The sequence below is a fragment of the Mycobacterium sp. 23 genome (assembly GCF_048287075.1).
GTDB lineage: Bacteria > Actinomycetota > Actinomycetes > Mycobacteriales > Mycobacteriaceae > Mycobacterium > Mycobacterium gordonae_B.
In genome coordinates this window covers 2,359,615-2,379,397 of the sequence record NZ_JBLVUX010000005.1, presented here as the reverse complement: position 1 = coordinate 2,379,397, position 19,783 = coordinate 2,359,615, and the positions used below count along the sequence as shown (strand labels likewise).

3 protein-coding genes are annotated in these 19,783 nt (G+C 77.7%); all 3 read right to left on the bottom strand.

The window, feature by feature from the left end:
* Positions 1-7: 7 nt before the first annotated feature.
* The 3 genes from ACNQS7_RS12300 to ACNQS7_RS12290 all read right to left on the bottom strand — a co-directional run bounded on the left by ACNQS7_RS12300 (position 8) and on the right by ACNQS7_RS12290 (position 19,500).
* The gene (locus ACNQS7_RS12300; protein WP_065043471.1) at positions 8-385 is read right to left on the bottom strand and encodes an NADH-quinone oxidoreductase subunit A; all 378 of its coding nucleotides are present in this window, start codon (positions 383-385) and stop codon (positions 8-10) included.
* A gap of 171 nt (positions 386-556) precedes the next feature.
* Positions 557-9,334: a PE family protein gene (locus tag ACNQS7_RS12295; RefSeq protein ID WP_418012758.1), complete on the bottom strand. Its 8,778-nt coding sequence runs from the start codon at positions 9,332-9,334 to the stop codon at positions 557-559.
* Between the two features lie 11 nt (positions 9,335-9,345).
* Positions 9,346-19,500 (bottom strand): PE family protein, encoded by a 10,155-nt coding sequence (locus ACNQS7_RS12290; protein WP_418012757.1) that lies wholly within the window; start codon positions 19,498-19,500, stop codon positions 9,346-9,348.
* Positions 19,501-19,783: the final 283 nt, after the last annotated feature.

The following is a 19,783-nucleotide window of genomic DNA, read 5'->3' as shown; positions in this document are numbered from 1 at the left end:
ACCTACCTCAATCCCACGTCAGGCCGCCGCGGCGCCACACATATGCGTAGGCCACGAAAACCGTGAGCATGAATATGACCATCTCGACGAGCGCGAAAGTCCCCAGCGAATCGAAGCTAACCGCCCACGGATAGAGGAACACAATTTCAATATCGAAGACGATGAACAACATTGCGGTCAGGTAATACTTGATCGGGAAGCGCTGCCCGCTCGCGGCGTGCGGCCCGCTGAACCCGGTTTCGGTGGGCTCGATCCCACACTCGTAGGCCTCGAGCTTCGATCGGTTGTATCGGCTGGGGCCGGTGATGCTGGCCAGGAATACCGAACCGATGGCGAAGGCCGCGGCAATGCCCGCCATCACCAATATGGGTATGTAGACGTTCACTTGCTCCACGTTTCCGTCGTTTGGGCTGTCGACAGCGGCCAAGCGGCGACCAGGTGTGACGAAACCGGACTGGGGTACCCCGACATGACCTTGAGCACAGCCTAGCCAGGAACGCCTCGGTGGTCGCGCCCACCCTGCCGATGCGTCAAATTCGCAGGTTGGGCACCGGTGTCAGCTGTTCTGGCCGGGGCTGCCGTTGCCGAATCCGTCCCAGCCGAGGCCGCCGGCGCCGCCGGTGCCGACGGTCCCGCCGTTGCCACCGCTGTTGCCTGCAGCATCACCATTGCCGCCGTCGCCTCCTATCCGGCCGATGCCGGGGTTGCCGTTGCCGGCTCCATACGACGAGGTGGAGAGGGCGCCGCCGCCACCACCGCAGCCGACGCCCGTGCTGCCCATCGCACCAGAGCCGCCGAAGAAGTACCCGGCATCACTGGAAGCGTCGCCGCCAGTACCGCCGAGGCCGCCCGCGGCGCTGGCATCGCCGCCTGCACCGCCGCCCCCGCCGCCGCCGCCGACAGCCCAGTCGAGGGTTACGCCATCGGAATCGAAAACGCCACCGCCGGCGCCGCCCCCGCCCCCTGCGCCGCCGACAGCGCCGCTGGTGCCGGTGGCAGCAGCACCGCCGCCACCGCCCCCGCCGCCGCTGCCGCCAAATCCGGTGATCGTCGAAAAGGCGCTCGTGGCGGTTCCCCCGGTTCCGCCACCGCCGGCGATGCCGCCGTTGCCGCCGAGGCCACTAGCACCGGCGCCGGTGCCGGCGTTCCCGCCGGTGCCGCCGGCGCCGCCGCCGCCCCCGCCGCCGCCATAGACGGGGCTTCCAATGAAGGCGACCGAGTTGCCGCCCCCGTCGCCGCCGTTGCCGCCGGTGCCGCCTGCACCTCCGTTGCCGTTGGTTCCGCCAGCCGTGGCGGCGCCGCCTTGACCGCCCATTCCGCCCTTGCCGCCGGTGCCACCTTGGCCGCCGACGCTTAGGTAGCTGCCGTCGCCTTTGGCGCCGGTGCCACCGTCGCCACCGTGTCCGCCGCTTCCGGCATTGCCCCCGACACTGCCGGCGCCAGTGGCGTTTCCGCCGTTTCCGCCGGCGCCGCCATCGCCGCCGGCTTTGCCCGCGTTGCCGGTGTTGCCGTTGCCGCCATTGCCGCCGTTGCCGCCGGTCCCGCCGCTGCCCGGGGTAGCGCCGGTGCCGACCGTACCGGCGTCGCCACCGTTGCCGCCTTTGCCGCCGGGGCCTCCAGCCCCGGAGTTGCCTCCGCCAGCGCCGCCGTCGCCGCCGTTGCCGCCGCTTCCGCCGTTGCCGGCGTTGCCGCCGATTCCGGAGCCGGTGGCGTTGCCGCCGCTGCCGCCGGCGCCACCGTTGCCCCCGGCGCCGCCACCGCCAGCGGAGTTGGTGCCGTTCGCACCAGCACCTCCGTTGCCGCCAGCGCCGCCGTTGCCGGTCCCGGAACCGAAGCCGCCGCCGCCGCCGTTGCCGCCGGCGCCGCCCCACCAGCCGCCGAACCCCGGCTGGCCGCCGGCGCCACCGTTACCGCCGGTGCCGCCAGTACCTGATGTCAAGGCGTTGCCGCCGAAGCCGCCGACTCCGCCTTGGCCGCCGAAGCCGCCCGAGGCTCCGCCGTTGCCTGCGTTACCGCCGCGCCCCCCGTCGCCGATCACGGCCGCGCCGCCGTTACCGCCGTTGCCACCAACACCGCCCTGAGCGGCGGTCGCGGTGCCGGTACCGCCGTTGCCTCCCGCGCCGCCGGTGCCGCCGTTACCCGACATGTTGGAGTTTCCGCCGGCGCCTCCGTTACCACCGTTACCTGCATAGCCGCTGGCCGCGCCGCCATTTCCGCCTTTGCCGCCGGCGCCTCCGTTGCCGACTTGTGCGGCGCCGCCGGCGCCGCCCGCCCCTCCGGCGCCGTTAGGGCTGCTATTGCCGCCAGTGCCGCCGCTGCCGCCATCACCGCCCGCGCCGCCGTCACCCAAAACCGTGGAGGCGCCGCCGTCGCCACCGCTGCCGCCGCTGCCGCTCCAAGCGCCGTTGCCGCCGTGGCCACCGGTGCCGCCGCTTCCGCCGTTGCCGGTGGCTGCGCTGCCCCCGGCGCCGCCGCTGCCGCCGTTGCCGCCGTTGCTGTTGCTGCCCGTCCCGCCGTTGCCGCCGTTGCCGCCAGTCCCCGCAGTCTCGGTGATGTCGCCGATGCCCGCAGCGCCGCCGTTGCCTCCCGTGCCGCCGTTGCCGCCTGGGCCTTGACCGGAGCCGCCGTTGCCGCCGACGCCCCCGGTGCCGCCTGCCCCGCCGGCGAGGCTTGAGAAGGTGCCGCCGGTGCCGGCCGTGCCGGCGTCGCCGCCGTCGCCGCCGTTACCGCCGTGGCCGGCGGGGTTGAAGCCGCTCCCAGCAGCGCCGTTGCCGCCGTTGCCGCCGTTGCCGCCGGCGCCGCTTGCGCCGTTGGTCCCGCCAGTGCCGGAGTTGCCGCCAGTGCCGCCGGTTCCGCCAACGCCGCCGCTGCCGCCAGCAGCGCTCGGAGTGGTGGCATCGCTGCCGGCACCGCCGTTGCCACCGGTCCCCCCGGCGCCGCCCTTGCCCCAAGTCGCCCCGCTGCCGGCGCTGCCACCTTTGCCGCCGTTGCCTCCGGCGCCGCCCTGGGGAGCAGATGTCCCGCCGGAGTCGGCGCCGCCATTGCCTCCGTTGCCCGCGGCACCGCCCGCGCCGCCGTTGCCGCCAAGGCTGCCGATGCCAGTGGCGGCCCCGCCGTTGCCGCCTTGACCGCCGGTGCCTCCGTTGTCGCCGGCGAAGCCCGGATTGCCGGCATTGCCAGTGCTGCCCGCGCCGCCGTTGCCGCCGTTACCGCCGTGGCCGCCGATGCCGCCGATGCCGGGCGTGCCGGCGTCGCCGCCACTGCCGCCGTTGCCGCCGGACGGGGCGGTCGTGCCGCCGGTGCCAGCGTCGATGCTGGCGTCGGCGCCGTTGCCGCCGTTGCCGCCGCTGCCCGCGTTGCCGCCGGTGCCTCCGCTGCCGCCGGCGCCACCGTTTCCGCCGCTACCGCCGATGCCGCCGGCTGCGCCGGTCGCGCCGTTGCCACCGCTGCCGCCGTTGCCGCCGTTGCCGACGGTTCCGCCGTTGCCACCGGCCCCGCCGCTGCCGCCATTCGCGCCGGGCACTACGGCGGTGAAGCCGTTGCCTCCGGCGCCGCCGTTGCCGCCGCTGGTGACCGCGCTGCCGGCGGAGCCGTCGGCGCCTTTGGTGCCGCCGCTGCCTCCGACCCCGGCTGCGCCGCCGGTTCCACCGGCCCCCCGGATGCCGGGGTTGCCGCCGTTGCCGCCGGCGCCCCCGTTGGGGTTCAACAGGGTGCCGGCCGCACCGGCTCCGCCGTCGGCGGGTGCCCCTGCGTTACCGCCCAGGCCGGCGGCGCCGCCGTTGCCGTTGATTCCCACGGTTCCATTCGGGGCGGCGCCGCCATTCCCGCCGGCCCCGCCGTTGCCGCCGCTGCCGCCGTTGCCGCCGGATCCACCGGCTTGGCCGGCACCGTCGTTTACTCCTGCCACCCCGGCTGCGCCGGCGACGCCTTTACCGCCGTTAGTGCCGTAGGCGCCGGCGCCACCAGCGCCGCCGTTACCGCCGTTACCGGAGATTGACCCGCCCTGGCCCCCGGCACCACCAGCTCCGCCGGCCCCACCAGCACCGCCGTTCATGCCGGAGTCGCCCGGGTTGACGCCGTTGCTGCCGGCTGTGCCAGTAGCGCCGCCGCCGCCGGCCCCGCCGTTACCGCCATTGCCGAACGACCCGCCGTTGCCGCCGGCACCACCGCTGCCACCGTTGCCGCCGTTAAGGCCAGCGATAGCGGGGGCCGCGAAGGCGCTGCCGCCGTTGCCGCCGTTGCCGCCGTTTCCGCCGCTGGTCACCGCCGTACCGTCCAGCCCGTCGATACCCATGCTGGCGCCAGTCCCGCCCGCGCCGCCCATGCCGACAGCCCCCGGGTTGCCACCGCTGCCGCCAGCTCCGCCGTTCTTGCCGCTGACGCCGTTGCCGCCGGCTCCACCGTTACCGCCGGTGCCGCCGTTTCCTGCGGAGCCGGCGTTGCCGCCTGCCCCGCCGCCGCCGCCCGCGCCTGATCCGGCAGCCGCGCCGCCGATACCGCCGTTACCGCCGCTTGCGCCGCCGCCGCCGTTGCCGCCAGTTCCGCCGTCAGCGGCCAGTTGGCCAGCCGTGAAGCTGGACCCGCCGTCGCCGGCGGTGCCGCCGTTGCCACCGGCGCCTCCGGCGGCGGCGGCGCCACCGCTTCCGCCGTTGCCTGACCCTGCGGCCGTGCCGCCGGCCCCGCCGTCCCCGCCTTTGCCGGCGACACCCCCGTTGCCGCCATTACCGCCAGTGCCGGCCGGACCGAGGCCGCCGGTGGAAATGTTGCCGCCGTTGCCACCGGCACCGCCAACCCCGCCGTCGCCGCCTTTGCCGGCGGCGCCACCGTTGCCGCCATTGCCCGAGCCAGCAGCACTCGTGGAGTTTCCACCGGCCCCTCCGGTGCCTCCTATTCCGCCGGTCCCGCCGGTACTCCCGTTTCCACCGTTGCCGGGGGCGATGCCGGTCCCGCCGCCCTGACCGATGAAACCAGCCCCGCCGGCTCCGCCCCCGCTGGCGGCGCCTCCGGTCCCGCCGTTTCCGGCCGTGCCGGTAACCGAGTTGCCACCGGCGCCACCGTCGCCACCGTTACCGCCGGTCCCGCCGGCGCCACCGGGCCCGCTGTTACCCATTGCGCCGCCGCCAATGCCGAAGTTGGGGCCGCCATAGCCACCTTGTCCGCCGGCACCGGCTGTACCGGCGATTCCGCCGTTGCCGCCGGCCCCGCCGGTGCCTGACGCCATGGCCGCGCCGCCAGCACCGGCTGTGCCGCCGGTGCCGCCGACTCCGCCGGTGCCACCGGTGCCGCCTGTGCCTCCCGGACGGCCGCTGGCCGCCTCGCCGCCAAAGCCGCCGAACCCAGCCGTGCCGGCGGATCCGCCGCTGCCGCCAGCCCCGCCGGCGCCGCCGTTACCTGTCCCCATGGCAGCGCCGCCGCTGCCGCCGGTGCCGCCTGCGCCGCCAGAGCCGCCTGCGCCGCCGGTTCCGCCGCTGCCCGCCGGCGCGCCGGCACTGGCCGTGGCTCCCTTGCCGGTGAAGCCGGCTTGGCCGCCTTGTCCGCCAAAGCCACCGGCCCCGCCGGCGCCGCCGTTGCCTGATCCTGTGGCCGTGCCGCCGGCTCCGCCGCTGCCGCCGGCGCCGCCCGTTCCCCCGGCCCCGCCGTTGCCGCCGTTCAAACCTGTACCGGCGCCGGCTGAGCCGCCGTCGCCGCCGAGTCCACCGCGGCCACCGCCGCCGCCGCGCCCGCCATTGCCACCGCTGCCTGGCCCATTGCCTTGGCCGCCGGCACCGCCGGCGCCACCGTCGGGACCGGTCCCACCGGGTCCGCCGTCCTGAGCGGTGCCGCCCGAGGTACCTGTCGTACCTACACCGCCGTTGCCGCCGTTGCCGCCGTTGCCGCCGTTGCCGACGGCACCACCGTTGCCGCCCGTGCCGCCTTTGCCGCCCACCGCCCCGAACGAGGTGGCATTGGAGCCGGTGCCGCCGTTGCCGCCGTTACCGGCCGGACCGGTGAGCGCCGTGCCAGCCTGGCCGTCGAGGCCTTTGGTGCCGCCGGTGCCGCCGATGCCTTGGTTGCCGCCGGTGCCGCCGGCCCCGATCAGGCCGGGGTTGCCGCCGTTGCCGCCGGCGCCGCCGTTGATGTAGGTGGCGTTTCCGGCTGCGCCGGTTCCGCCGTCGCCGGGGGCTCCGGCGTTGCCGCCTTTGCCGCCGGCGCCGCCGTCGCCGTTGGCGCCGAGGGTGCCGTGGGCGGCGGAGCCGCCGTCACCGCCGGTGCCGCCGTTACCGCCGGCTCCGCCGTTGCCGCCCGAGCCGCCGGCCTGTCCGGCGCCGTTATCGAGCCCAGCGGTTCCGGGGTTGCCGGTGATGCCGGCTCCGCCGTTGCCGCCGGCCGCGCCGGCGCCGCCTTTGCCGCCGGCCCCGCCGTTGCCGGAGACGGTGCCCCCGGAGCCGCCGGCCCCGCCGTGGCCGCCGGCCCCGCCGGCCATGCCCGGGTTGCCCGGGTCGCCGGCGGCCAGACCGTCGGGTCCGTTGGTGCCGGCGGCGCCGTTGCCGCCGGCACCCCCGGCCCCGCCGTTGCCGACCGAGCCACCGTTACCCCCTGCCCCGCCCGAACCGCCGTTAACACCGGGGGTGAGCGCGGTAAACCCGGCGCCGCCGGCGCCGCCGTTGCCGCCGGCGGTGATCGCGGCCCCGGGTCCACCGTCGGCGCCGTTGGTGCCGCCGCTACCGCCGATGCCGTGGTTGCCGCCGGTTCCGCCGGCCCCGAGGGTGCCGGGGTTGCCGCCGTTGCCGCCGGCCCCGCCGTTGACGTACAGGTCGGTGCCGGCGGCGCCGGCCCCGCCATCGCCGGGGGCCCCGGCGTTGCCGCCTTTGCCGCCGGCGCCGCCGTCGCCGTTGGCGCCGAGGGTGCCGTGGGCCGAGGAGCCGCCATCGCCGCCGGCCCCGCCCGCTCCACCGGCGCCGCCGTTGCCGCCCGAGCCGCCGGCTTGGCCGGCGCCGTTGTCGGCCCCGGCGGTTCCGGCTTTGCCGGTGATGCCGGCTCCGCCGTTGCCGCCGTCGGCGCCGGCGCCGCCGTTGCCGCCGGCCCCGCCGTTTCCGGACACGGCGCCGCCGGACCCGCCGGCCCCGCCTTTGCCGCCGGCCCCGCCGGCCATGCCCGGGCTGCCCGGGTCACCGGCCGCCAGGCCGTCGGGTCCGTTGATGCCGGCGGCGCCGTTGCCGCCGGCACCACCGGCCCCGCCGTTGCCGACCGAGCCGCCATTACCACCGGCGCCGCCGACACCGCCATTAGCGCCCGCACTCACCGCGTTGAAGCCGGCCCCGCCCGCGCCGCCGTTGCCGCCGGCGGTGACCGCGGCCCCGGACCCGCCGTCGAGGCCTTTGCTGCCGCCGGAGCCGCCGATACCCGGGTTGCCGCCGGCCCCGCCGGCGCCCACCGTGCCGGGGTTGCCGCCGTTGCCGCCGGCGCCGCCGTCGACGAATCCGGCCTCCCCGGCCGCGCCGGCCCCGCCGTCACCGGGGGTGCCGGCGTTACCGCCGCGCCCGCCTTGACCGCCGTCGCCGTTGACTCCGGCGGTGCCGTGCGCGGCCGCGCCGCCGTCTCCGCCGGTGCCGCCGGCCCCGCCCGCGCCGCCGTTACCGCCCGAGCCGCCGGTCTGGCCGGCGCCGGCGTCGATCCCGGCGGTCCCGGCCTTGCCGGACAAGCCGTCCCCGCCGTTGCCGCCGGGTGCGCCGGCCCCGCCTTTCCCGCCGGCCCCGCCGTTACCCGACACGCTGCCCCCGGCCCCGCCGGACCCGCCGTGCCCGCCAGCCCCGCCGGCGATACCGGGGGAGCCGGACTCACCCGGGTTCACCCCACTGGGACCGGAGGTGGCGGCGGCGCCGTTGCCGCCGACACCCCCAGCACCGCCATTGCCGACCGCACCCCCGTTGCCCCCGGTACCCCCCGCGCCGCCGTTGGCGCCCGCCGCGACCGCGTTGAACCCGGCCCCACCCGCGCCGCCGTTGCCGCCGCTAAGCACCGCCAGCCCGGCCGCCCCGTCGGCGCCGGCCAGCGCGCCCGCACCCCCGGGCGCCCCGCCATGCCCACCGGCGCCGACCGCGCCGGGGTTGCCGCCCTGACCGCCGGCCCCACCATTGATGAAGCTGGCCGTCCCGCCGGCGCCGGCGCCGCCGTCACCGGGGGACCCGGCGGCCCCGCCGGCCCCGCCGGCCCCGCCGTTACCGGCGACCCCCGCCTGCCCCAACAATCCGCCGCCCCCGCCGGCCCCGCCGGCCCCGCCGTGACCGCCGGCACCCCCATCAGCGCCCGACCCGCCCACACCGCCGCCGGCGCCGTTGTCGACCCCAGCCACCCCGGCCGCCCCGGCCACCCCACTACCACCGGCCCCGCCAGCCCCCCCGACCCCACCCAAACCCCCCGCGCCGCCATCCCCGACAAACACCCCACCGCGGCCACCGGCACCACCCATCCCGCCGTTGCCCGCATTGCCGCCACCGGTCCCCGAATCACCCGGATTGACCCCATTACCGCCCGCGCTGCCGTGCAGACCCGCACCACCGACCCCGCCCAAACCGCCATCACCGAACACCAACGCCTGCCCACCGGCACCGCCGACACCCCCGACCCCACCCAACGTCAGCGCAGCGCCCCCGGCACCCCCCGCCCCGCCGTTACCCATCAACCAGCCCCCCGCACCCCCAGTCCCGCCGGCCCCACCGGCCACCCCCGCACCCCCGGCCCCACCCGTGCCGATCAACCCCGCCGCACCCCCAGCACCCCCGGCCAACGGCGTGGTCCCGGTCGGGCTGTAACCCGCCCCACCATCGCCGAACCACAACCCGCCCGCACCACCAGTCGGATTGGCCGCCGTGCCCGCCGCCCCATTACCGATCAAAGCCCGGCCCAACAACAGCTCCGTCGGGAAATTCAAGATCGGATCCAAAACCTGACCAAACACACTGTTGATCCACCATTGACTCACCGTGTGCGTCGGCCCATACACCAACAACTGGAACAACCCAGCCACCGGAGACGCCGTAGCCGCTGCCGCCGACCCCTGCAGCCACGCCGCCGCACCGACCTCCGCCCCGGCATACTCGCTGGCCGCCGACCGCAACGCCGCCACGAACTGGTCCTGGTATTCGGCCGCCTGCGCCGCCAACGCCTGATACTCCCGCGCATGGGTACCGAACAAGGCCGCAATCGCCGCCGACACCTCATCGCCCGCGGCCACCGCCACCTGCGTCGTCGGCATCACCGCCGCCGCACTCCTGGCACTGACATCGGACCCAATCCGCGCCACATCCGCCGCCGCCTGCGAAACCAACTCCGGCGAAACACTCAAAAACGACATCGCCAGACCGCCTAGATTCCGCCCGCTCCGCCGGCGCCCGGAGCGCCGCCGCCACCGCCGGCGCCGCCGGTCTGACCGATGGGACCGCTACCTGCTTTACCGGTGCCACCGGTGACGCCTGTGTCGCCGGCGCCGCCCGTGGAGCCGGTGCCACCGTCACCGCCGTCACCGCCGTCACCGCCGTCGCCGCCGGTGCCACCGGTACCACTGCCGCCCGAGGTGGACCCGCCTTGCCCGCCGCTGCCGCCGGCACCAGCGAAGCCGCCCGTGCCGCCGTTGAAGCCGGAGCCGATCGCCGCGTCGCCGCCGGTTCCGCCCTTGCCGCCGTGACCGCCGTTGCCGCCGTGGCCGCCGACGGCTCCAGGGCCTTGAGCCAGGCCTCCGGCTCCGCCGGTACCACCGCCGCCGCCGAGACCGGCATTGCCGGGTGCGGCGGTCAACGTGCCGGCAGAGCCGCCGCCACCGACGCCGCCGGTTCCGCCGTTACCGCCAGTTCCGCCGAGGTTGCTGGCCAGGCCGCCGACGGATACGCCACCGGTGCCGCCGTTGCCGCCCCTGCCGCCGAATCCGCCTTGTTGACTGAACCCTGCCGGCGGGGTTCCGCCCGTGCCGCCATTCCCGCCGTCGCCACCCGTGCCGCCGGTTTCCACGAGGTCACCGGTGCCGCCGCTGCCGCCAGAGCCGCCATCACCGCCGGCGCCGGCGAAGAACCCTTGCGGGGCCGCTGCGCCGCCGTTGCCGCCGTTGCCGCCGTGACCGCCGGTGCCGCCCATGGGGCTTGCGTTGGTACCACCGGTGCCGGCCGTCCCGGCGTTGCCACCGGCGCCGCCGCGGCCGCCGCGGCCGCCGTCGCCGTTCGTCGCGTCGGAGCCGACGCCGCCGGTGCCGCCGTAACCGCCGGCGCCACTGGCGCCGTTTGTGCCGCCGGCACCGGAAGCGCCACCGTTGCCGCCACCACCGCCGGCTCCGCCCATGCCGCCGTCATGGCCCTGAGAGAAACCAAAGGTGGTGCCGTTGCCGCCGTCGCCGCCTTGTCCGCCAGTGCCGCCGGCCCCGCCGGTGCCCCACTTTCCGCCCGAGCCGGCCGCGCCGCCGTTGCCGCCTTTGCCTCCGGTGCCGCCCATGTTGGCGCCGGTTCCGGTGTCAGCGCCGCCGTGGCCGCCGTAGCCGCCGTACCCGCCGGCGCCGCCGTCGCCGCCGACACCGCCTGCGGCGCTACCGCCGCTGCCGCCTGCCCCGCCGGCACCGCCGGTGTCGCCGACGAGGCCGGGGTTGGCGATGTTGCCCATGCTTCCGGTGCCGCCGACGCCACCCCGGCCGCCGATGCCGCCGTTGCCCACGGTGAAGCCGATGCCCCGCGATCCGGCGTTGCCGCCGTTGCCACCAGCGCCGCCGGCTGGGGCGACTGCTCCGCCGGAGCCGGTGTCCTGGCCGCCCATACCACCGTTGCCGCCGTTGCCGCCGTTGCCGGCATTGCCGCCGATGCTGCCGTCCCCGTTGGCAGTCCCGCCGCTGCCGCCGGCACCGCCCGCACCGCCCGTGTCGCCGACCTTTCCGGGGCTGGCGACGTTGCAAGAGGTGCCGTCGCCGCCGTTGCCGCCGTTGCCACCGATGCCACCAGTGCCTGCCTTGGCGCCGGTGCCGGCCGTTCCGGCATCCCCACCGTTGCCGCCCTTGCCGCCGGCCGGGGCAACGGTGCCGCCGGTTCCGGTGTCAAAGCCGCCGTGGCCGCCAGTGCCACCGGTGCCGCCGTTGCCGGCCTGGCCGCCGACGCTGCCGATACCGGTGGCGTTGCCGCCGTTGCCGCCGGCCCCGCCAGCGCCGCCGGAGTCACCGGCAAGGCCGGCGCCACCGTCGTTGCCGTTGCTGCCCGGGCCTCCGGTGCCGCCCGTGCCACCGGTGCCGCCTTTGCCCGAGATGGCGCCGGTGCCGGCCGTGCCGGCGTCCCCGCCGTTGCCGCCCTGGCCGCCGGCCGGGGCGACGGTGCCACCGCCGCCGGCGTCTGGGCCGCCGACGCCGCCGGTGCCGCCTGCACCACCGTTGCCGGCGTTGCCGCCGGTGCCCGTCAGGCCGCCGGAGCCGCCGTTGCCGCCCTTGCCGCCGGCCCCGCCGCTGTACCCGGTGACGCCGGTGCCACCGGCGCTGCCGTTGCCGCCGGCCCCGCCGGTGCCGCCGGCCCCGCCGTTGCCCGCGAGCCCGGAGCTGCCGCCGCTACCACCGGTGCCCACGGTCCCGCCGGCGCCGGCATCACCGCCGGCCCCACCGGTTCCGCCCGTCGCGCCGGCCGCACCCACACCGGTAGACCCGGAACCTCCGTTGCCGCCGGCCCCGCCGTTGCCGCCCTGAGCGCCGGAACCGTTAGTGCCACCGCTGGAGGCGCCGCCGTTGCCACCGGCACCGCCGGCTCCACCCTGGCCGCCAGAACCACCGACGAAGCCCTTACCGAGCGCAGCGTTGCCGCCGCCCCCGCCCATGCCGCCCACGCCGCCGACGGCGCCGTTTCCGCCGGTGGCCCCCGCGCCGCTGGCGAAGCCGCCGTCTCCGCCGAGGCCGCCCGCCCCGCCCTTGCCGCCCCCGCCGGGCGCGACGCTCGAGGCCGGATCCCCGCTGCCGCCGGCACCGCCGGCGCCGGCTGCGCCACCGGCTCCACCCGTGTTGGAGGCGACGCCGCCGGTGCTCGCGCCTCCGGCGCCGCCGTTGCCGCCGGCGCCTCCAGCGCCGCCGGTGATGGTTGCGCCGAACGGCACGGTGATGTTTGCGCCGCTTCCGCCGGCGCCGCCCTGGCCGCCGGTGCCGCCGGTCTCGACGAGGTCGCCGACACCACCTGCGCCGCCGGCCCCGCCGTTGCCGCCGGCGCCGCCGGGTGTGCCGGTAGCGCTGAACAGCGCGCTGTTGTTGGCGCCGTTGCCGCCGATGCCGCCATTGCCGCCGTTGCCGCCGGCACCACCGACGGGGCTCAGGGCACCGCCGGTGCCGGCTGTTCCGGCGGCTCCGCCGTTGCCGCCGTTGCCACCGGTTCCGGGAGGTCCACCGGCGTAGGCGCCGACTCCGCCGTTGCCGCCGTTGCCGCCGTTGCCGCCGGCGCCGCTGGCGCCGTTGGTGCCGCCGGTTCCGGAGTTGCCGCCATTTCCGCCGATGCCGCCGGCGCCGCCGTTGCCGCCGTTGTCGCCGGCCGTGGTCCCGCCGCTTGTCCAGCTGTAGCCGGTGCTGCCGGTGCCACCGTTTCCGGCTTTGCCCCCGGCGCCGCCGTTGCCCCAGGTGACGGCGTTGCCCGCGATGCCGCCGTTGCCGCCGTCGCCGCCGGCGCCGCCGGCCGGGGCGGTGGTTCCGCCGGTTCCGGTGTCGGTGCCGCCGTTGCCGCCGTCGCCGCCGATGCCGCCGCTGCCCCCGTTGCCGCCGACGCTGCCGGTGCCGCTTGCCACGCCGCCGGTGCCGCCCGCACCGCCTCGGCCCCCGGTGTCGCCCGCGAGACCAGGACCGCCGGTGTTGCCGGTGCGCCCGGCGCCGCCGGTACCACCGTTGCCACCGGTCCCGCCACTGCCGGCGATATCGCCGGTGCCTGCTGAACCCGCGTTGCCGCCGTTGCCGCCGTTGCCGCCGGCCGGAGCGACGGTGCCGCCGGTGCCGGTGTCGAGGCCGCCGTTGCCGCCGTTGCCGCCTTGCCCACCGCTGCCGGCGTTGCCGCCGACACTGCCGGTACCGGTGGCATTGCCGCCGCGGCCGCCGACGCCGCCGTTGCCGCCGGCGTCACCGGCCAGGCCGGCGTTGCCGTTGTTGCCGGCGGTGCCGTTGCCGCCCGCGCCGCCGTTGCCGCCGGTGCCGCCGCTACCCGCGGTGGCTCCCGTGCCGGCCGCGCCGGCGTCGCCGCCGTTGCCGCCGTCGCCACCGCTGGGGGCGATACCGCCGCCGAGGAGCTTGTCGGCTCCACCGTTGCCGCCGCTGCCGCCGGCGCCACCGTCGCCGGCCCTGCCGCCAATACTGCCGGTGCCGGTCGCGGTACCACCGGCACCACCGGCGCCGCCCGCGCCACCGCTGTCACCGGCGAAGCCGCCGATTCCGGCGTTGCCGTTGCTGCCGGCTCCGCCGTTGCCGCCTTTGCCGCCGATGCCGCCGTTGCCCTTGGTGACCGCGACACCGGGCGTGCCGGCCGCTCCGCCGTTGCCGCCCGCGCCGCCGGCCGGGGCGGTGCTGCCGCCGGTGCCGGTGTCCGTGCCGCCGGCACCGCCGTTGCCGCCGGCTCCGCCGTCACCCGCGTTGCCGCCGATGCCGCCGAGGAAGACCGACCCGCCGCTGCCGCCGGCCCCGCCGGCCCCGCCTGCGTCACCGACGAAGCCGGGGTTGCCGGCATTACCGTCGCTGCCGGCACCGCCCTTCCCGCCGTTGCCGCCCTTGCTGGTGAAGTCGTTGAAGGTCCCGTTGCCCAACGCCCCGGCCTTGCCGCCGTTGCCCCCGGCACCACCGGCCGGGGCGGTGCCGCCGCCCGTGCCGGTGTCGACGCCGCCGGCACCACCATCGCCGCCGTTGCCGCCGTCGCCGCCTTGGCCGCCGAAGCCAACCCCGCGACCGCTGCCTGCGCTGCCGCCCTTGCCGCCGATGCCGCCGTTGCCGCCGGCGTGGCCGGCCTCTCCGGCGCCACCCGCGTTGCCGCTGCTGCCATCGCCCCCGGTCCCGCCGTTGCCGGCGGCGCCGGCGATGCCGTTGCGGGCAGAACCCTCGCCGGTGCCGCCGTTTCCGCCGTTTCCGCCGATGCCGCCTGCGCCGCCGTTCTGACCGCCGGTGCCGATGTCCGCGCCGCCCTTACCCCCGGCGCCGCCGACGCCACCGGTGCCGGCATTTCCGCCGTTGAGGCCGTTTCCGCCGGTGCCGCCGTTTCCGCCGTTTCCGCCGTCAAAGCCGACGCCGCCGGGATTGCCGGTCGCGCCGCTACCGCCGGCGCCGCCGTTGCCGCCGGCCCCGCCGATGCCGGTGATTCCTGCCCTGGAGCCAGTGCCGGCGACACCGGCGTTCCCACCGTTGCCACCCGCGCCGCCGGCCGGGCCGCCTGCAATGCCGGCGCCTCCGTTGCCGCCATTGCCGCCGGTGCCGCCGTTGCCCGACCAGCCGCCCCAACTGCCGACGCCGGTGGCGTTGCCGCCGTTGCCGCCGGCCCCGCCGTTGCCACCGGCGTCCCCGGCCAGACCAATGCCGCCGTTGTTGCCGTTGGTGCCGTTACCGCCGTCGCCGCCGGCGCCGCCGGTGCCGCCGAGTCCGGCGGCGGTCCCGACGCCGAACGCGCCGGCGTCGCCGCCGTTGCCGCCCTTGCCGCCGCTGGGCGCCATGCCCCCGCCAGGCAGTTTGTCGATACCGCCGTTGCCGCCGCGGCCGCCGGCGCCGCCGTTGCCCGCAATGCCGCCGACGCTGCCGGCGCCGCTCGCGTTACCCCCACTGCCGCCGGTGCCGCCGGTACCGCCGTCGGTGCCGTTACTGGAGCCGGAAAAGCCGCCGGTCAGACCGGCTCCTCCGGTGCCGCCGTCACCGCCGGCGCCGCCGGTACCGCCCTTGCCAGTGGTGAACCCGAACCCGGCCGTGCCGGCATCGCCGCCATTTCCACCGTTGCCCCCGGCTCCGGCGCCGGTCCCCGTGTCAGCACCACCGACGCCACCGGCGCCGCCACGGCCACCGTTGCCGGCGTTACCCCCGATACCGAGGTTGCCGGTGGCGTTGCCGCCGCTGCCGCCTCGGCCACCGTCGCCGCCGGTGTCACCGGCTAGGCCGGCATTGCCGTTGTTGCCGGCGCTTCCGGCACCGCCGCTACCGCCGTTGCCCGCGACGCCGCCGCTGCCGATCAGGCCGGCGTTGCCGCCGTCACCGCCGTTGCCGCCGCTGGGTGCAACCGACCCACCTGCCCCCAGGTCGATACCGCCGGCTCCGCCGTTCCCGCCATTGCCACCGGCACCGGCAGTACCTGCGCCGCCTGCGTTTCCGCCCTTGCCGCCGGCGCCGCCGTTGCCCCCGCTGGCGCCGACGCCACCGTCTGCGCCGTCGCCGCCGATTCCGCCCGCTCCGCCGTTGCCGACGGCTCCGCCGTTGCCGCCATTGCCGCCGGCACCGCCGTTGGCGCCCGGAGTGGTCGCGGTGAATCCGGCGCCGCCTGCGCCGCCGTTGCCGCCGGTGGTGACCACGACCCCGGCTCCGCCGTCGGTGCCCTTGGTGCCGCCGGTGCCGCCGGTGCCGGGGTTGCCGCCGCTGCCGCCGGCACCCAGGACGCCGGGATTGCCGCCGTTGCCGCCGGCGCCGCCGTTGATGAAGGTGGCCGTACCGGCGGCACCTGCTCCGCCGTCTCCGGGGGTGCCGGCGTTGCCGCCTTTGCCGCCGGCGCCGCCGTCGCCGTTGGCGCCGAGTGTGCCGTGGGCCGAGGCGCCGCCGTCCCCGCCCGTGCCGCCGGCTCCACCGGCGCCGCCGTTGCCGCCCGAGCCGCCGGTTTGGCCGGCGCCGGCATTGAATCCGGCGATGCCGGCCGCGCCGGTGACTCCGTCCCCGCCGTTGCCTCCGGGGGCACCGATGCCGCCGGCCCCGCCGGCCCCGCCGTTACCCGATACGGCGCCGCCCGTCCCGCCGGCCCCGCCTTTGCCGCCGGCTCCGCCCGCTATACCCGACGTTCCAGATTCGCCGGGGGTGGTCCCGCTGTTCCCGTTGTTGCCGGCGGCGCCGTTGCCGCCGGCACCCCCGGCGCCGCCGTTGCCGACGGCTCCGCCGTTGCCTCCGGCGCCGCCGTTGCCGCCGTTAGCGCCGGCGGTGACCGCGGCGTAGCCGTTGCCGCCGTTGCCGCCGTTGCCGCCGGCGGTGACTGCGGCCCCGGGTCCGCCGTCGAGGCCTTTGGTGCCGCCGGTGCCGCCGATGCCTTGGTTGCCGCCGGTGCCGCCGGCCCCGATCAGGCCGGGGTTGCCGCCGTTGCCGCCGGCGCCGCCGTTGATGTAGGTGGCGTTTCCGGCTGCGCCGGTTCCGCCGTCGGCGGGGGCTCCGGCGTTGCCGCCTTTGCCGCCGGCGCCGCCGTCACCATTGACACCCACGGTGCCGTGGGCGGAGGAGCCGCCATCCCCGCCACGTCCGCCGTTGCCGCCGGCTCCGCCGTTGCCGCCCGAGCCGCCGGCCTGTCCGGCGCCGTTATCGAGCCCAGCGGTTCCGGGGTTGCCGGTGATGCCGGCTCCGCCGTTGCCGCCGTCGGCCCCGGCGCCGCCTTTCCCGCCGGCCCCACCGTTACCGGAGATCGCGCCGCCGGAGCCGCCGGCCCCGCCGCGCCCGCCGGCCCCACCGGCCATGCCCGGGTTGCCCGGGTCGCCTGCGGCCAGCCCGTCGGGTCCGTTGGTGCCGGCGGCGCCGTTGCCGCCGGCACCCCCGGCCCCGCCGTTGCCGACCGAGCCTCCGTTACCGCCTGCCCCGCCGGCACCGCCGTCGGCGCCCGCGCTCACCGCGTTGAACCCGGCGCCGCCATTGCCGCCGTTGCCGCCGGCGGTGACCGCGGCCCCGGGTCCACCGTCGGCGCCGTTGGTGCCGCCGCTACCGCCGATGCCGGGGTTGCCGCCGGTGCCGCCGGCCCCGATCAGGCCGGGGTTGCCACCGTTGCCGCCGGCGCCACCGTTGACGAAGACTTCGGTGCCGGCCGCGCCTGCCCCGCCGTCGCCGGGGGCCCCGGCGTTGCCGCCTTTGCCGCCGGCGCCGCCGTCGCCGTTGGCGCCGAGGGTGCCGTGGGCCGAGGAGCCGCCATCGCCGCCGGCCCCGCCCGCTCCACCGGCGCCGCCGTTGCCGCCCGAGCCGCCGGCTTGGCCGGCGCCGTTGTCGGCCCCGGCGGTCCCGGCTTTGCCGGTGATGCCGGCGCCGCCGTTGCCGCCGTCAGCCCCGGCGCCGCCGTTGCCACCAGCGCCGCCGTTACCGGACACGGCGCCGCCGGACCCGCCGGCCCCGCCTTTGCCGCCGGCCCCGCCGGCCATGCCCGGGGTGCCCGCATCACCCGCCACCAGCCCGTCGGGACCGGCGGTGCCGGCGGCGCCGTTGCCGCCGGCACCACCGGCCCCGCCGTTGCCGACCGAACCGCCGTTACCCCCGGCGCCGCCGCTGCCACCGGAAACACCCGCGGCGACGGCGTTGAATCCGGCCCCGCCCGCGCCGCCGTTGCCGCCGGCAACGATCGCGGCCCCAGGCCCACCGTCGAGGCCTTTGCCGCCGCCGCTGCCCCCGATGCCGGCGTTGCCGCCGGCCCCGCCCGCCCCGATCAGGCCGGGGTTGCCGCCATTGCCGCCGGCGCCGCCGTTGACGAACAGGTCCGTACCGGCCGCACCCGCCCCGCCGTCGCCGGGGGACCCGGCGTTGCCGCCGCGGCCGCCGGCGCCGCCATCACCGTTGACCCCGACAATGCCGTGGGCGGCCGCGCCGCCGTCCCCGCCGGTCCCGCCGGCCCCGCCGGCTCCGCCGTTGCCGCCCGAGCCGCCGGCCTGTCCGGCACCGTTATCGAGTCCGGCGGTCCCAGCTTTGCCGCTGATGCCGGCCCCGCCATTACCCCCGGCCGCGCCGGCCCCGCCGGCCCCACCGGCCCCGCCGTTGCCGGACACCGTCCCGCCCAGACCGCCGGCCCCGCCGTGACCCCCCGCCCCACCGGCCATGCCGTGCGTGCCGGACTCACCGGGGTTCACCCCGCTGGGGCCAGAGGTGCCGGCGGCTCCGTTGCCGCCGGCACCCCCAGCGCCGCCATTGCCGACCGCACCCCCGTTACCCCCGGCGCCCCCGGCCCCGCCGCTGGCGCCCGCGGCGACCGCGCTGAACCCGGCCCCACCCGCACCGCCACTGCCGCCGCTGATCACCGCCAGCCCAGGGCCGCCGTCGGCGCCGGCAATCGCACCCGCGCCGCCGGCCGCACCGCCGTGCCCGCCGCCACCGGCCACCCCCGGGTTGCCGCCGTTACCGCCGGCTCCGCCGTTGACAAAGCTCGCCGTGCCGGCGGCACCGGCGCCGCCGTCGCCGGGCAACCCGGCCGCCCCACCGGACCCGCCGGCCCCGCCGTTACCGGCCACCCCGGCCTGGCCCAACAGCCCGCCCGCCCCGCCGGCCCCACCGGTGCCGCCGTCACCGCCCAGACCCCCGTCGGCACCGGAACCGCCTTGCCCACCAGCGCCGTTGTTCACCCCGGCCGCCCCCGCTGGGCCGGTCAGCCCGCTGCCGCCGGCCCCGCCGGCACCGCCCGCTCCGCCCACACCGCCCGAGCCGCCGTCGCCGACGAACACCCCGCCCCGGCCCCCGGCCCCGCCCATGCCGCCGTTTCCGGCGCCGCCGCCGTTGGTGCCCGAATCACCGGGGTTGACCCCGTTGTGCCCGGCCGTGCCGGACAGGCCGGCACCACCGAACCCGCCGATGCCGCCGTCGCCGAACACGTAGGCCTGCCCGCCGGCGCCGCCGACGCCCCCGACCCCGCCCAGAGTGACCGCCGCGCCCCCCGCGCCGCCGGCGCCGCCGTTACCCATCAACCAGCCCCCGGCGCCACCGCTGCCCCCGGCACCCCCGGCCACCCCGGCACCACCGGCCCCGCCCGTGCCGATCAACCCCGCCGCACCACCGGCCCCACCCGCCAACGGCGTGGTCCCGGTCGGGCTGTAACCCGCACCACCGTCCCCGAACCACAACCCGCCCGCACCACCCGTCGGGTTGGCCGCCGTGCCCGCCGCCCCGTTGCCGATCAAAGCCCGGCCCAACAACAACTCGGTGGGGAAGTTCAGGATCGGATCCAGAACCTGCCCGAACACACTGTTGATCCACCACTGACTCACCGTGTGCGTCGGCCCGTACACCAACAGCTGAAAGAGGCTGGCAACCGGAGACGCGGCCACCGCCGCCGCCGACCCCTGCAGCCACGCTGCGGCACCGACCTCCGCGCCGGCATACTCGCTGGCCGCCGACCGCAACGCCGTCACGAACTGGTCCTGGTAACTGGCCGCCTGCGCCGCCAGCGCCTGATAGTCCCGCGCATGGGTACCGAACAAGGCCGCAATCGCCGCCGACACCTCATCAGCCGCGGCGGCCGCCACCTGCGTCGTCGGCATCACCGCCGCCGCATTGCCGGCACTGACATCCGCACCGATCCGCGCCATATCCGAAGCCGCCTGGGTCACGGTCTCCGGCGACACACTGAGAAACGACATAGTCCGAAGACCCCCTGCACCCGAATTCACTTCTGCCCGTACGTCACTTCAGTCACACCCCGTGGGGTATCCAGAGAACGACGTTCTCCGATGAAACGATTTCGGTTGCCGGATCTTTAGGGCCGAAAGTCCCTCCAGCCGCGTCCGATAGTCCTGAGCCCGCTCCGTCGGGTGCGGTTGGCGATCCCGCTGGGCGAAATACGATTGATCTGCGCGACGGCCAGACGTGTGGAGCGCTTGTTGTTACTGTTACAAGGGGTCGCTGCTCACTTTTGCGAGGTCA

Excerpts from the sequence above, each read along its gene's own strand:
- ACNQS7_RS12290 (WP_418012757.1), bottom strand. The coding sequence starts at position 19,500 with ATGTCGTTTCTCAGTGTGTCGCCGGAGACCGTGACCCAGGCGGCTTCG.
- ACNQS7_RS12295 (WP_418012758.1), bottom strand. The coding sequence starts at position 9,334 with ATGTCGTTTTTGAGTGTTTCGCCGGAGTTGGTTTCGCAGGCGGCGGCG.